15 protein-coding genes are annotated in these 14945 nt (G+C 59.2%); 11 read left to right on the top strand and 4 right to left on the bottom strand.

Annotated features, from left to right (window positions below):
* Positions 1-69: 69 nt before the first annotated feature.
* Complete coding sequence (glmM, locus tag ABQ278_RS00385; RefSeq protein ID WP_349320701.1) at positions 70-1695, bottom strand: phosphoglucosamine mutase; 1626 nt, start codon at positions 1693-1695, stop codon at positions 70-72.
* Between the two features lie 277 nt (positions 1696-1972).
* Here glmM and glmS point away from each other — a divergent pair, with 277 nt between their 5' ends.
* On the top strand, positions 1973-3811 hold the full coding sequence (gene glmS, locus ABQ278_RS00380) for a glutamine--fructose-6-phosphate transaminase (isomerizing) (protein ID WP_349320700.1): 1839 nt from the start codon (positions 1973-1975) through the stop codon (positions 3809-3811).
* Positions 3812-3897: 86 nt separating this feature from the next.
* Positions 3898-5040, top strand: coding sequence for a glycosyltransferase family 61 protein (locus ABQ278_RS00375; RefSeq protein ID WP_349320699.1), 1143 nt, complete (start codon positions 3898-3900; stop codon positions 5038-5040).
* Here the strand turns inward: ABQ278_RS00375 and ABQ278_RS00370 are convergent.
* A complete protein-coding gene (locus ABQ278_RS00370; RefSeq protein ID WP_349320698.1) occupies positions 5037-5525 on the bottom strand; it encodes a hypothetical protein in 489 nt (162 codons plus the stop codon). The two genes, ABQ278_RS00375 and ABQ278_RS00370, sit on opposite strands and share 4 nt — an antisense overlap.
* 99 nt (positions 5526-5624) lie before the next feature.
* Here ABQ278_RS00370 and ABQ278_RS00365 point away from each other — a divergent pair, with 99 nt between their 5' ends.
* Positions 5625-5783: a hypothetical protein gene (locus ABQ278_RS00365; protein WP_349320697.1), complete on the top strand. Its 159-nt coding sequence runs from the start codon at positions 5625-5627 to the stop codon at positions 5781-5783.
* A gap of 79 nt (positions 5784-5862) precedes the next feature.
* Here ABQ278_RS00365 and ABQ278_RS00360 read toward each other — a convergent pair whose 3' ends face one another.
* Positions 5863-6690, bottom strand: coding sequence for a glycosyltransferase family 2 protein (locus ABQ278_RS00360; RefSeq protein ID WP_349322185.1), 828 nt, complete (start codon positions 6688-6690; stop codon positions 5863-5865).
* Between the two features lie 384 nt (positions 6691-7074).
* Here ABQ278_RS00360 and ABQ278_RS00355 point away from each other — a divergent pair, with 384 nt between their 5' ends.
* The 7 genes from ABQ278_RS00355 (at position 7075) to rimM (ending at position 13177) form a co-directional block, all read left to right on the top strand.
* Complete coding sequence (locus tag ABQ278_RS00355) at positions 7075-8274, top strand: LL-diaminopimelate aminotransferase (RefSeq protein ID WP_349322184.1); 1200 nt, start codon at positions 7075-7077, stop codon at positions 8272-8274.
* A 278-nt stretch (positions 8275-8552) separates the two neighbouring features.
* Positions 8553-8780, top strand: a complete 228-nt coding sequence (locus tag ABQ278_RS00350) for a hypothetical protein (RefSeq protein ID WP_349320696.1) — start codon at positions 8553-8555, stop codon at positions 8778-8780.
* A gap of 58 nt (positions 8781-8838) precedes the next feature.
* The gene (locus ABQ278_RS00345; protein WP_349320695.1) at positions 8839-9873 is read left to right on the top strand and encodes a glycosyltransferase; all 1035 of its coding nucleotides are present in this window, start codon (positions 8839-8841) and stop codon (positions 9871-9873) included.
* Positions 9845-10087 (top strand): hypothetical protein, encoded by a 243-nt coding sequence (locus ABQ278_RS00340; RefSeq protein WP_349320694.1) that lies wholly within the window; start codon positions 9845-9847, stop codon positions 10085-10087. The genes ABQ278_RS00345 and ABQ278_RS00340 overlap by 29 nt, the downstream gene beginning before the upstream one ends.
* Positions 10088-10504: 417 nt before the next feature.
* Positions 10505-12082 carry a signal recognition particle protein gene (ffh, locus tag ABQ278_RS00335; RefSeq protein ID WP_349320693.1) on the top strand — a complete coding sequence of 526 codons (1578 nt, stop codon included), beginning with the start codon at positions 10505-10507 and terminating at the stop codon, positions 12080-12082.
* Between the two features lie 24 nt (positions 12083-12106).
* Positions 12107-12604 carry a 30S ribosomal protein S16 gene (rpsP, locus tag ABQ278_RS00330; protein WP_018080604.1) on the top strand — a complete coding sequence of 166 codons (498 nt, stop codon included), beginning with the start codon at positions 12107-12109 and terminating at the stop codon, positions 12602-12604.
* 72 nt (positions 12605-12676) lie between these two features.
* Positions 12677-13177 (top strand): ribosome maturation factor RimM, encoded by a 501-nt coding sequence (rimM, locus tag ABQ278_RS00325; protein WP_349320692.1) that lies wholly within the window; start codon positions 12677-12679, stop codon positions 13175-13177.
* Positions 13178-13191: 14 nt separating this feature from the next.
* Here rimM and ABQ278_RS00320 read toward each other — a convergent pair whose 3' ends face one another.
* A complete protein-coding gene (locus ABQ278_RS00320; RefSeq protein ID WP_349320691.1) occupies positions 13192-13944 on the bottom strand; it encodes an SDR family oxidoreductase in 753 nt (250 codons plus the stop codon).
* 93 nt (positions 13945-14037) lie between these two features.
* On the opposite strand from ABQ278_RS00320, the gene ABQ278_RS00315 reads away from it, so the two are divergent.
* Positions 14038-14937 (top strand): LysR family transcriptional regulator, encoded by a 900-nt coding sequence (locus ABQ278_RS00315; RefSeq protein ID WP_349320690.1) that lies wholly within the window; start codon positions 14038-14040, stop codon positions 14935-14937.
* The last annotated feature ends 8 nt before the right edge of the window (positions 14938-14945 follow it).

The raw sequence follows: 14945 nt of genomic DNA, 5'->3' as shown, positions 1-14945 counted from the left end.
CGATGATCTATAGTATTGGCAATCATTCAGCACCGTCGAGTTATGGGTGCAGGGACTTGTCCCTGCGACTTATCCTTTGATAGCGTCGATGATCGAATTGACCACCGACTTGACCTGATCCGCGTCATCGCCTTCCGCCATGACGCGGATAAGCGGTTCGGTGCCGGAGGGGCGCACCAGCACGCGGCCGGTGCCTTTCAGGGCCTCTTCGCCGGCCTTGATCGCCTGTTTGACGCTGTCCAGTTCCATCGGGTTGGCGCCGGTATATTTCACATTTTTCAGAAGTTGCGGCACGGTGTCGAACTGCTTGCCGAGTTCGCTCATCGGCTTTTGCTGCTCGACCAGCACGGCCAGCACCTGCAGGGCCGCCATCAGGCCGTCGCCGGTGGTGGCGTGATCGTGGAGGATGACGTGACCGGATTGTTCGCCGCCGAGATTGAAGCCGCCTTCGCGCATCTTTTCCATGACATAGCGATCGCCCACCTTGGCGCGTTCCAGCTTGAGGCCCTGCTTGTCCATGAAGCGCTCGAGGCCGAGGTTCGACATGACGGTGGCGACGAGGCCGCCGCCCTTGAGCAGGCCCTTCTTTGCCCAGTTACCGGCGATGATGGCCATGATCTGGTCGCCGTCGACAATGGTGCCGTTTTCGTCGCAGATCACCAGGCGGTCAGCGTCGCCATCGAGCGCGATGCCGATGTCTGCGCGCAGTTCCTTCACCTTCTGCGCCATGGCGGCGGGCTGGGTGGAGCCGCACTTTTCATTGATATTGATGCCATCGGGCGTGACGCCGATCGGGAAGACCTCGGCGCCCAGTTCGTATAGGGCCAGCGGAGCCACCTTGTAGGCGGCGCCATTGGCGCAATCGAGCACGATGCGCAGGCCGTTCAGGGTCAGGTGACGGGGGAAGGTGGCCTTGGTGATTTCGACATAGCGCCACTGGGCGTCATCGACACGCTGAACGCGGCCGAGCTTGGCCGGATCGGCGACACCGGACAGGATATTGCCGTCCATGCGGGCTTCGATGGCCAGTTCGACGTCATCGGAGAGCTTGTAGCCATCGGGGCCGAAGAGTTTAATGCCATTGTCGGCGAAGGCGTTATGCGAGGCCGAGATCATCACGCCGAGGTCGGCGCGCATCGAGCGGGTCATCATCGCGACGCCGGGTGTTGGCAGCGGGCCAAACAGGCGCACATCCATGCCCACGCTCGTGAAGCCGGCCACCAGAGCCGGTTCGATCATATAGCCCGACAGGCGGGTGTCCTTGCCGATGACGACCAGATGGCGGCGGTCACTGTCCGACATGAACATCTTGCCGGCGGCCATGCCGACGCGATAGGCGACCTCGGCGGTCATCGGGAAGGTGTTGGCCTGACCGCGGATGCCGTCGGTGCCGAAATATTTGCGGGTCTGGGTCATGGCGGACATGTGGGTGGCCATCTCTTCGTTGCGGTTGCGGATAGGGTTGTAGCCGTAAAGCGACATGGCCTGACGGTAGTCGGCGATCTTTTGCGTGACGAGGGCGATAAAGGCGGCTTCCAGCTTATCGACGGTTTCCGGGCGCGGCGCCTTGGTGGAGCCGTTCATGGCGCGGAAAATGCTGCTCTGGGCGATGGAGGCGGCCTCCGCCACGTCCTTGATCGAAATGCCTGAGGCGTTGACCGCGCTCTGCAGTTTCTCCCATTTGCTCTCGCTCATATCCGCTCCTTTTTAGCTCTGTCACGTTTTCCATAGGCCGGTGAAGTATATTTTGCAATTAATTTATTGCACAATACGCTTGGCAATCATCTATCACCGTTAGAATTTTGCATCATTTGGTGCGCAAAGTGTAAATATGATGGGTTAATGACCGCTTTATGGCGAATTTGGTGCGTCTGACGGCAATGTTTAGTAATGCCATTTTATAGCAATTCATTTTCAAATGTGCTATTTCAAGATCGCAAATTGCCGAAGCTGGCGAAAAGGAACCTGTCTCATGTGCGGAATCATCGGTATTATCGGCCGCAAACCTGTCGCCCCGCGTCTGTTGGAATCCTTGCGGCGCCTTGAGTATCGCGGTTACGACTCCGCCGGCATCGCCGTACAGACCGAGGCAGGGCCTGAGCGCCGCCGCGCCGCCGGCAAGATCCGCAATCTCGAAGCGGTCATCGCCGAGCAGCCGATTACGGGCACGACCGGCATCGGCCACACGCGCTGGGCCACCCATGGGGCGCCGACCGTCGCCAACGCCCATCCGCACAGCTACGGCATGGTGACGCTCGTCCATAACGGCATCATCGAGAACTATGCCGAACTGAAGGCCGCCCTGAAAGCGCAGGGGCAGGTGTTTGCATCCGATACCGATACTGAAGTCATCGCCCATCTGCTTGATGGGGCCCTGCAATCCGGCCTTAAGGTCAAGGACGCCTTCAAGTCGGTGCTCGATCAGCTTCACGGCGCCTATGCCCTGGCGGTGCTGGTCAGCGGCGAATCTGACACCCTGCTCGGCGCCCGTCGTGGATCGCCGCTCGTCATCGGCTGGGGTGACGATGAAATGTATCTCGGTTCCGATGCCTTGGCGGTCGGGCCGTTCACCCAGCGCGTCACCTATCTTGAAGAAGGCGACTGGGTGATCCTGCACAAGGAGTTGGCCGAGGTGCGCGATGCCGGCGGTTTTCTGGTCAATCGCCCCATCGTTACGGTCTCGGCTTCCGCCGCACTCGTCGAAAAGGGGTCTTTCCGTCACTTCATGGAAAAGGAAGTGCACGAGCAGCCGGAAAGCTGCCAGCGCACGTTTTCTGCCTATCTCGATCCGGTAGCGCAATCGGTGCGCGCCGATATTAAGGCCAGCATCGATTTTTCCAAAATCACCCGTCTCCAGATCATCGCCTGCGGCACCGCCTACTATGCCGGCTCGATCGCCCGCTATGTCTTTGAGAAGATCGCCGGCCTGCCGGTCGATGTCGAGGTCGCGTCAGAATTCCGCTATCGCACCCCGGCCATGACGCCAGGCACGCTGGCCATCGCCGTGTCGCAATCGGGCGAAACCGCCGATACCCTGGCGGCCCTGCGCTGGTGCAAGGATCAGGGCCTGATGACCGCCGCCGTGGTCAATGTTCACAGCTCGACCATGGCGCGCGATGCCGATCTTCTGTGGCCCACCCATGCCGGTCCGGAAATCGGCGTCGCCTCGACCAAGGCCTTCACCGCCCAGCTTTCGGCTTTGCTGTCACTGGTTGTTTGCGCGGCCGCCCAGCGCGGTCGAATTACGCAGGCGCAGGAAGCCCATTACGTCCAGACACTGCTTGAATCGCCGGGCCTGATCGCCGAGGCCCTGGGCATGAACGCCGACATCGTGCGTATGACCTATGAGCTGTCGAAGGCGCGCGATGTCATCTATCTCGGCCGCGGCGATATGTACCCGCTGGCGCTCGAAGGCGCGCTTAAGCTCAAGGAGATCAGCTATATTCACGCCGAGGGCTATGCCGCCGGTGAACTGAAGCATGGCCCCATCGCCCTGATCGACGAAAAGACGCCGGTGGTGGTCATCGCCCCCGATGACGACCTGTTCGAAAAGACGGCCTCCAATGTGCAGGAGGTGGCGGCGCGCGGTGGCCGTGTCATCATCATCACCAATGTCCCGAACAAGGTGCCGGCCCTGTCCGGCGATGCGGCCAAGTCGCTGAAAGTGATCAAGGCGCCCGACTGTGATCCGTTTATTGCCGCTCTGGTTTATTCCGTGCCGATCCAGCTACTGGCCTATCATACCGCCGTCCATAAGGGAACTGATGTCGACCAGCCGCGCAATCTCGCCAAGTCGGTGACGGTAGAATAGGAAAGCCTTGCAGCCTATAGGCTACGATGCCTTGAATTATGCCTGAAGTCGATGTACTCAGCCCCACGAAGTGGAGTTAACGGTTCATGGCCAGAGGGCGTGCCGAATGGAAGCAGGCTTTGGATATCAAGCCTGGCCTCGGAAAGATTTTCGGCGGGCTTGAAGCCAGAGCGCCGGCTTTGACGCGCGCTATCCGCTATTACTCCCTGACCGAAACCCTGCCGCCCGGGCAAAGCTTTGAGCATACAGGCCGGCCGATGCGACTCGATCAGCCCGCCTATGCGCCGGCCTTCAAGGCCTTGATGGTCAACAATGTCGAGAGCTACAATCCAGGCATGGCGGCAGATGCTATCATGCTCGACACGGCGATCCTTGAAAACGTCCGCCTGGTGGGTCATACCCTGTTTCCGATCCGCAGCGAGACCGGGCGAATTGTCAGTGACAATGACGACAGTATTCCCTGGGGCATCACCTATCCGTCGCTGTCTTTCAAGCCGCCGGTGCCCGTGGCGGGGCTGGTGACTGCGATTCCACGAATCAAGAACTATTACCACCTGATGGTCGATTATGTGATGCCGGTCATGGCGGCCTTGCTGCGTCACCCTGATCGTCTTTCTGGCCCGGTTACCTTCGTGGTCAACCATGACTATCCGATGCTCGATGTCCTGATCGGAACCCTGCGCGAGCAAGGTATCGATGCGCGGCTGATGAAGGTCGGCGATGGTGATACGGTGATGGCCGCGCGCTATCTGTGGGCCAAGTCGAAAGCCCGTCACACCGAACACGCCTATGCCTTCCGCGACGAACTGCGGCTGTTATCCGAGGCTATCGCGCGTAAGACCGCCCATATCAAGGTGCCGGACAAGGTGTTTATTCCCCGTTCCAAAACCCGTCTGCGCAATTTGCTCAATCAGTCGGAACTTCAGGCGGCGCTTGCGGCCAGAGGCTTCGCAGCCTGGGAGCTGGAATGGTCACTCCCCCTGGAGCAGATCGCGCTTTTCCAGCGCGCCGGCCAGATCGTTTCGGTGCATGGCGCCGGCCTGACCAATCTGATGTGGGGCGAGGGCGGCGCCATCGTTGAGATCTTCCCGAATGACGCGCGCAAGACAACCTATCTCCACATGGCATCGCAAAACGGCTGGGCCTATGACTATGTTCTGGGGTCGGATGAGGCCGAGCGGCAGAATTTCAGCGTAACCGTCGATGAGGTCCTGGCGAAGATCGGTTAAGACGGTAGAGCGCGGACGCGGTCGCTGCTAATCGGCATCGCGCGCGCCACGATATCGGTCTCCCTTATGACGGTTCGGAATTCCAGACCGCGTTCGCGCAGGATACTGCCGAGGGCGCTGGCATGGTCGTAAAGCCCTTTAACGCGACCATGGCCCATGAGCCAGCAGGCGTGCGCGCGGAAGCGGACCTCATCCTGTGCCTGTGCCGCAGCGAAAAGCGCCAGCAGACTTTGCTCATCATGGGTCAGCTCAATATGACCGGGACGCCCCATGGTGATCGCTCTCCCGCCTTTTGACAGGCTCAGCAGCACCTGCTCGAATATAATCGCTGCTTCCTCCACGCGCGTGCCGAAAGCGTGTTTGAATTCGCGGTGAATCATGCGGCAGCCGGGAGAGCATGACACAGAGGTGCGAAACAGCCAGACGATGAAATGCTCGACATAGCGAAGCTGGCGCAGATCGGTATGGCGTGTGTCGGCTGTCATGAGAAAGTCCGCTATGGGAGACGAAATGTATTGCGAATAATTCGCATTAACACTATTGTCAGTCGCAGGCAAATACATTTACGTCTTTAAAGGAGGGACATGATGAAGCCTCTGACCTGGACTGAACTGAGGTTGGATGATCTGCTTAGCGACCCTTTGGTGGCGTTGGTGATGCGCAGCGATTACGTGCTGCCGGAGGTTTTGCGTACGCAGATGTACGCCATGCGGCGCTATCTCACGCAAGAGCGTTCGGCATAGGGGGGCATAAAAAGCGGCGTGACAGTTTGCGAAGGCGATTAGCGTCGCTTGGCGGTCTCTTTATCTGGCGGGCAAGGCTTCACTTCGCCCGGCGGGAGTGGTAATGACGTGCTCCTCTGATGATCTGGCGAGCGCGCGTAATGTCGCGCTTCTTGAGGATCGAGAAGGCGATCTCGCGCACGATGCGTATCGCGCAATGCAGACCGTGTGTTGTCATGTCTATATTCTTCATCAGGATCGCGCCCATGCCGTAATCATAGAAATTGACCAGCTTTTGCGTTGTGCCCGGCTTGCGGCCATGGGGGTGGCGGATAAATCCGCCCTTGAATCCGCCCTTGCTGAACCGGTTGGCCAGTTCGCTATCCGCGCCCGAGAAGGTGCCGCCTGCGCCGAAGAGAGGGTCAAAGCCGCCCAGTTCCATGAAGGGCTTTTTGCGGAACATAAGATTGGCACCCTGGACATAGCCAGCTTCGATGAATTTGCGTGGTGCGAAGGGAACGGCATTGGTCTCGTAGTTAGTGGTCAGGCGGTCATCGGTCTCATCGTGCAGGATGATGCCGCCACCCGCGAACTGAATCTCAGGATCGGAGAAAATGGCGGCTACGTCATCAATATGAGAGGGGCTGACATAGCAATCATCGTCCACAAACGAGAAGATATCGCTCTGCGCTTCGCGAACAGCCATATTATGGCCGTTGGCCCCGCCTACCTGCGTACATACCAGAGAGCGTATGGTAAGTGCTGGCTGCGCTTGGATAAAATCAGCGATGATATCCTGGGTATTATCGTTTGAATTGTTGTCTACGAGGATCACTTCCCAGGAAAGACTTGTCTGGATTGCAGCCACATAGGTGAGGCAAGCCTTAAGCTGCTCTGCTCTGTTACGTGTGCTGACAATCAAGCTCACCTGTGTCAAAACGATACTCTCTATGCTGACTAAATTTAGTCTGATCAAGACAAGGTGCACTTTGTTTTAAGCGGTAGCGCGACGCTAAAAATCCATTTAAAAACAGTAAGATGTCAGTATTTTAGAGTTTGTGTTAAGCTTTGCGTACCCCCTTTTGAAGCCCATATTGCGCCGCAACGCAAGTCTATTTGCTCTAATATTATGTGTCGAAGCCCTTAAGCTAGTACTAGGAAACCATAGGCTAGGCTTATGGCTTAAGTTGGGAAATTTTCCGACATTTGTGCAAAATATTCCGAAAAAAATGGCTCTGATGGGATGACAAACGAAACGTGATGCGCCATATGACGCTTCCCATCCCTCCTGTCATAAGGCCCCTTGTCCGTCATGCGTGACTTTTACCGTATCCGCCGCCTGCCTCCCTATGTCTTCGAAGAAGTCAACAAGGTGAAGGCGCGTCTGCGAGCGGCGGGCACGGATGTCATCGATTTCGGTATGGGCAATCCCGATATGCCCACCGCGCAGCATATCGTCGACAAGCTGGTCGAGACGGTGCAGAAGCCGAAAACGCATGGTTACAGCGTGTCGAAAGGCGTGCAGGGCCTGCGCAAGGCGATGGCGGGCTATTATGATCGCCGCTATGGCGTCAAGCTCAATCCGGATACCGAGGTGGTCGCCACCCTGGGCTCCAAAGAAGGCTTCGCCAACCTCGCCATGGCCATCACGGCGCCGGGCGATACGGTGATCTGCCCCAATCCGGCCTATCCGATCCACGCCTTCGGCTTCCTGATGGCCGGTGGTGTTATTCGTCATGTGCCGGCGCTGTCCCCCGAACAATATCTTTCGGGTATCGAAAAGGCCGTCAAGCATTCGGTGCCGACGCCCTCGGTGATGATCGTCTCCTACCCGTCGAACCCGACGGCGCAATGGGTGGATCTCGATTTCTACAAGGAGGTCATCCGTATCGCCAAAAAGCACGACCTGATCGTGCTCAGCGATATCGCCTATTCGGAAATCTATTTTGAGGACAACCCGCCGCCGTCGATCCTTCAGGTCGAGGGCGCCATCGAACGCTCTGTCGAGATCAATTCTCTGTCAAAGACCTATGCCATGGCCGGTTGGCGCGTCGGCATGGTGGTCGGCAATGCCCAGATCTGCGCGGCTCTGGCCCGCGTCAAATCCTATCTCGATTACGGTGGGTTCGCCCCGATCCAGGTGGCGGCCGCCGCCGCGCTCAATGGTCCTCAGGACAATGTCGCCGAGATCCGCGCCACCTATAAGTCGCGTCGTGACGTGCTGATCAATTCCATGAAGCGCGCCGGCTGGGATATCCCCGCGCCGCCGGCTTCGATGTTCGCCTGGGCCAAGATCCCGCCGAAGTTCGAGCACATGGGCTCGATGGAATTCGCCAAGATGCTGATCGAGGAAGCCCACGTCGCCGTGGCGCCCGGTTTGGGATTCGGTGAATACGGCGAAGGCTATGTCCGTCTCGGATTGGTCGAAAATGAGAACCGTATCCGTCAGGCGGCGCGCAATGTGAAGAAGTTGCTTCTGCCGAACGCCAAACTCGTCAGCGCGGCGGAATAGATTTCGGTTGCCGCGCGAACCGTCTTTATAAAATTGTGATCGCAACCCGGGACAAGGCTGTCATCCTTGTTTTTAGCGGCTTTGCGGTCACAAGACGGTCATTACAGGTTAAAAATGTGTTTATAGGTTTTGACTCTGGCGGCGTAATGGGGTTCATTATACCCATTGTGCAGTGCACAGTTTTTGCAGAAACCTGACATTGTGGCCGGGTTCTTGCATCGATTTCCGAAGACGGAATGCCTAGCTTAAGTGACAGGCGTAACTTATGAGGTGCCGGCGTGGTCAGTTTAGAGTTTGATTTAAATACCGATTCCGAGCAGGACGCCTTCTTCGGTGCCTTTTTCAAATTTGTCGAAGCTGCCTCCATCGCCGATACCGATTCCATCTCCGTGCGTTCTGATCCCACGGGCGATCACCAGATCAAGGTGGTCACCTTCGAGGACGCTTCCCAGGCTGATCAGTTCCAATCCTACTGGTCGCAACGCCGCAAGTGGCTTGGGCTGTAGCTTTTTACCCTAAAAGCCGTTAGGCTTTTAGCCTCTTCTCCATAGCGAAGCGTTTGTCATGCTGGGCCTGAGGCACATCCCTTTAAAATATCGCCTGCCCCTTATCCATGGTGGGCTCAATGCGCTCGCCCGCCTGAAATCCTCGGGCTGGACCAGGGCTGCGGACAGCGCGCCCAAGGCGGGTGATTTCGTCGTCTCCGCTTTTTTCAATGAAACCACCGGAATCGCCCAGGGCGGCCGTTTGTCGGCGCAAGGTTTCAAGGCCGGCGGTTTCGATATCATCGAAGATGATCTGCGCGACTGTTTCGATCAGTTTGTCTTCGGCGGCGCCCCTTTGCCGGGCAAGGGCGGGGTATGGTATATCCACGCCAATGCCCCCGAGGTTCTGGTCGCGCTGATGGCGCATGATTACGTCACCTGGGCCGATCGTTACCGCATCGCCTATTGGGCATGGGAAACGCCCAAGGCGCCGGCAAGCTGGATCTTCGCCGCCGAGTATCTGCATGAAATCTGGGTGCCGAGCCGTTTTGTGCAAGAGGCCATGATCGCCACCTTCACCGAAGCAAACCTTGCCGATCTCATCCCGCGCCTGCGCATTATGCCGCATCCTGTGCCCATGCCGCCGCCGATGCGTCATGAGATGGCCCGGCAGAGGTTTGGTTTGCAGGACGGGGTCTGCGAAGTGCTGAGCCTGTTCGACGCCAAGTCGTCGGCCGTGCGCAAAAATCCGTGGGGTGTGCTCGAAGCGTGGCAGCAGGCCTTTCCCGAACCATCAGCCACGGCGCGCCTGACCCTGAAGGTCAGCGATCCCGGTCGTGACCGCAGCTCGGCCGACAAACTGCTGGCCCTGGTCTCGACGCGCAACGACATCCGCCTGACCAATGAGCGCCTCAATGAACGCGACATGGAGGCCTTTATCGGTGCCTTCGATGTGCTGATATCGCTGCATCGCGCTGAGGGCTTCGGTCTGACGCTGGCGGAGGCTATGGCGGCGGGCGTGGCGGTCATCGCCACCGGCTGGTCGGGCAACAGCGATTTCATGACGGCGGAAAATTCAAGAACTCGTGGCCTCAACCCTGGTGCCGGTGTATGATCCGGAAGGGGCCTACAGCCTCGTTAAGGGCGATCCGGCGCAGGTGTGGGCCGAACCCGACGCGCCTGCAGCGGCATCCGTTCTGCGTGATCTGGCGACCAATCCGGATCTGCGCCGGAAACTCAGTGCGGCGGCGGTGCAGTCTGTCCGGGCCCTGCATATCCCCTGGCGCCGCGAAGCGCTGGTTACGTTGCCTTTCAACGGATATTTATAAGCGCGCGGAAAATCAAAGGTTTAAGGGGATCTACAGATAAGCGCAGATGATCAGCGCGGGTGGTAAGTCATACTTGATCAAAGGCAAACGCCCGCCGGTGGCGCTCAGTCAAGCTGCTAATTTTTGCGTCTGGTTTCCATCTGCGTCAGACTATCTGTCTTATTTGTGGACTCCCTTTTCCTTACTTCGGCAACCCAATCGCCCACAGGCTTGACTCTCACGGGCTTTTCCGTCAAAGAACCGCTCACATCCGCGCACCTCTTCGCGCCCTATCATGAAACCCTTCACCATCACGACCTTTCCTGACCAGGAATAACGAGGATGAGAAGGCTCCCCGACAGCGCGTGGCGCCCTCGGGGGTTTTTTGTTTTTGTGGTTTGGTCCGAAAATGCGCAGACTTAATGAAGGTTCTGGTTCATGTTCGACAGCTTAAACGACCGTCTTTCCGGTTTGTTTGACCGCCTCAGCGGCCGCGGCGTCCTTTCGGAAAAGGATGTCGACGAGGCCCTGCGCGAAGTGCGCGTCGCCCTGCTGGAAGCCGACGTGGCGCTGCCGGTCGTCCGCCAGTTCATGACGCGCGCCAAGGAAATGGCCACCGGCGAAGCGGTCATCAAGGCCGTTCGTCCCGCCGACCAGGTGGTCAAGATCGTCTATGACGGCCTGATCGAGATGCTGGGCGGCGAAGAGCCGGAGCCGATCAATCTGGCCGCCGTGCCGCCCGTCGTCATCCTGATGGCCGGTCTGCAAGGCTCGGGCAAGACCACCACCTCGGCCAAGTTGGCCCTGCGCCTGACCAAGTTCGATCGCAAGAAGGTCATGATGGCTTCGCTCGATACGCGCCGTCCGGCCGCCATGGAGCAGCTCAAGCTGCTCGGCGAACAGGTCGATGTCGCCGTCCTGCCGATTGTTGCCGGCCAGAGCGCAGTCGAGATCGCACGCCGCGCGCTGCAATCGGCCAAGCTGCAGGGCTTCGACGTCCTGATCCTCGATACCGCCGGCCGCACCACGCTCGATGAAGCGATGATGGACGAAGCGGCCGAGATCGCCAGGCTCGCCAAGCCGACCGAAACCTTCCTCGTCGCCGACAGCCTCACCGGACAGGACGCCGTGCGCACCGCCAGCGCCTTCCATGAGCGCCTGCCGCTCACCGGCCTGATCCTGACCCGCGCCGATGGCGATGGTCGCGGCGGTGCCATGCTGTCGATGCGCGCCGTCACCGGCCTGCCAATCAAGTATCTCGGCGCCGGCGAAAAGGTTGATGCGCTCGATGTCTTCGACGCGCGCCGTATCGCCGGCCGTATCCTCGGTCAGGGCGATGTCGTCGCGCTGGTCGAAAAGGCGTCGCAGGAACTGGACGTCGCCAAGGCCGAGGCCATGGCGAAGAAGATGGCCAAGGGCCAGTTCGATCTCGATGATCTGGCCGATCAGTTGCGCCAGATGAAGAAGATGGGTGGCATGTCGGGCATTATGGGCCTGCTGCCGGGCGTCCAGAAGGTCAAGAAACAGATCGAGGAATCGAACCTGAACGACAAGGTGTTCGATCGCCAGGTGGCCATCATCACCTCGATGACCAAGCTGGAGCGCAAGAAGCCGGACCTGCTCAACGCTTCGCGCAAGCGCCGTATCGCCGCAGGTTCGGGCGTCGAGGTCCAGGAAATCAACCGCCTCCTGAAGCAGCATCGCCAGATGGCCGATACCTTCAAGATGATGTCGCGTTCCAATGGCCGTGGCCAGATGGGCGCGATGGCGAAAATGTTTGGCATGGGGGCGGGTGGCGCGCAGCCCAACATGGCCGAACTGGCTAAGAAGATGGGTGCCAATCCGCAGGCCGGCCCCGGTGGTAATCCGCTGGCAGGCCTCAACCCGGCGCTCGATCTCGAAAAACTGAAATCTCTCGGCGGCGGGAAACTTCCCGGCGCCACTCCTCCATCGGGCCTGTTCGGCGGCCTTCCCGGTTTACCGGGCGCAAAGCCGTTCGACCCCACAAAGAAATAACTCTTTTAACTCTAGGATACTGAAATGCTTAAGATTCGTCTGTCCCGCGGTGGCTCCAAGAAGCGCCCTTACTACACCATCGTCATCGCTGATGCGACCGCCGCCCGCGACGGCAAGTTCATCGAAAAGGTCGGCACCTACAACCCGATGCTGCCGAAGGACGCTCAACGCGTTACGCTCAAGGTTGAGCGCATCGCCGAGTGGCTCAAGAAGGGCGCCCAGCCTACCGACCGCGTTGCGCGCTTCCTTAGCCAAGAAGGCCTCGTGAAGTGGGAACACGGCAACAACCCGCAAAAGGCTGTTCCGGGCAAGAAGGCGCAAGAGCGCGCCGCTGAACGCGCCCAGCGCGAACAGGACCGTATCGACGCCGAAGCCGCTGCCAAGGCTGAAGCTGAAGAAGCCAAGGCTGCCGCCAAGGCCGAAGCCGAAGCCGCCAAGAACGCACCTGTGGCTGAAGAAGCCCCGGCTGAAGAGGCTCCGGCCGCTGAAGCCGCTGCCGAAGAGCAACCCGCTTCGGAATAAGGCGCGCGTTTTCGCACACATGTTGAAGGGTCAGGATTTGCGTCCTGACCCTTTTTCTATATAGGAACGGATATGACCAAACCTGACCTGATCTTCGTTGCGCAAGTAAGCGCCGCCAACGGCCTTAACGGTGAATTCAAGCTGCTGAGCTTTATGGACGATCCGTTCAGCGTGCTGGAATATAGTCCCCTGCTCAATGACAAGGGGGAACCGGCCCTGGTCATCACCAAGGCGCGCGAACAGAAGGGCGCGCTGATCGTCAAGGCCGAAGGCGTGCCCGATCGCACCGCCGCCGATAAGATCAAGGGGCTCAAGCTCTATATCGATCGCGCTGAACTGCCCGCGCCGGACGAGGACGAATATTACATCACCGACCTGATCGGCATGAAGGTCTTCGATCAGGCCGGTGCGGAAATCGGCCGGGTGATGAATGTCGACAATTTCGGCGCCGGCGACCTGCTCGATATCCACCCGCTCGAAGGACCGAACTTCTACCTCTTGTTCACCATGGAAAACGTGCCGGAAGTCCACCTGGCCGAACGCCGGATCGTGGTGGACCTCACCGGCGTTTAGTTACGCATTCCAAATCAGGCATGAATCCCGCCTGAGAGTTCGATGCGCTGGCCATTGATCCAGCCAGCCTCATCCGATACCAGCATGGCCACCGCGCCACCGATATCGTCCGGCAGACCCACGCGACCCAGCGGCGTTTGGCTGGCGATGGCGGCGCTGAGATGGGCATCGTCACGCACGCGACCGCCGCCAAAATCGGTGGCGATGGCGCCCGGCGCGATCGAATTGACACGAATACGGCGTGCGCCCAGTTCCACCGCCTGATAGCGCGTCAGCACATCGATGGCGCCTTTCATGGCGGCATAGGCCGAAGAGCCGGGATAGCTGAAGCGCGCCAGACCAGACGATACATTCAGGATCACGCCGCCGTCATGGATCAGCGGCAGCAGTTTCTGCGTGAGGAAGAAGACGCCCTTGAAGTGCAGGTTCATCACCTCATCGAACTGCGCCTCCGTCGTCTCAGCAAAGGGCGCATAGAGGCCCGTGCCGGCGTTGTTGATCAGGACGTCGAAGCGGTCGCGGCCCCAGGTGGTTTGCAGCGCCTCGCGCACCTGCGCGGTAAAGGCGTCGAAGCCGCCCGTAACGCCGGCATCGAGTTGCAGGGCCACGGCCTTGCGGCCCATAGGCTTCAGTTCATCGATCAGGCTGTCGGCCTCGTCCTTGCGCGTGCGGTAGGTGAAGATAATGTCTGTGCCCCTGGCGGCGAGATGTTGGGCCATGTTGCGGCCGAGGCCGCGGCTGCCGCCGGTGATGAGTGCGATTTTCATAGGTATCTCCTTGTTTGATGGACACGGTTTACTGTTTTCCAGAAAGGCGATAAACATCGCAAATGTGACCTGACTGTTCGAATAATGTGAACAATGAATTGCCTCGAAGCCATGACCGCCTTTGTCCGCGTCGCCGAACTGAGCAGCTTCACGGCGGCGGCGCAGTCGCTTGGCCTGCCGAAATCGAGCGCCTCGGCGGCCGTCAGCCAGCTTGAGGCGCATCTTAAAATCCAGCTTTTCCACCGCACCACGCGACGGGTTCAGCTTACCCACGATGGTCAGGCCTATTATGAGCGCTGCCGCGATGTGCTGGCCGAACTTGACGAACTGGACGCCATGTTCGAGCGCACGCAAGGGGCGCTGACGGGCGCCTTGCGCGTCGATATGCCGGTCAGCATGGCGCGTAATTTTCTGATGCCGCGCCTGCCGGAATTTCTCAGCCAGCATCCGGGGATCGCTATCGAACTGTCCTGTACCGACCGGCGGGTCGATGTGGTGGCGGAAGGCTTCGACTGCGTGATCCGTGTCGGTAGTTTGAGCGACTCGGCCCTGATGTCGCGTCCGCTCGGCCTGATGCACACGGGCAATTATGCCAGCCCGGCCTATCTGGCGCGCCATGGCGAACCGCAGACCCTCGATGATCTGGCTGGCCATCACCTGATCCACTATGCCCTGACACTCGGTGCGCGGCCATTTGGTTTCGAGTACCGCGACGGCGATGAGTACAAGGTGATCGATATGCCGGGGCGGATCACGGTCAACAACACCGAAGCCTTCAGCAGTGCCGCCCTGGCGGGCCTCGGCATCTTCCAGTCACCACGCACCGGCAATCGCCATCATGTCGCTGAGGGCAGGCTGGTGGAAATTTTGCCAGCCTATGAAGCCGAGCCCCTGCCGGTGTCGATGATTTATCCGCGTCGCCGCCATCAGGCCAGCCGCGTCCGCGCCTTTATGGACTGGGTGGTCGAGATCATGCGCGACTATCTGGACTGACTCCAGAG

Origin of the sequence: Asticcacaulis sp. MM231 (genome assembly GCF_964186625.1) — a bacterium.
Taxonomy (GTDB): Bacteria; Pseudomonadota; Alphaproteobacteria; order Caulobacterales; family Caulobacteraceae; genus Asticcacaulis.
The sequence above is the reverse complement of the archived record's forward strand: the minus strand, read 5'-3'. Positions and strand labels throughout refer to the sequence as shown.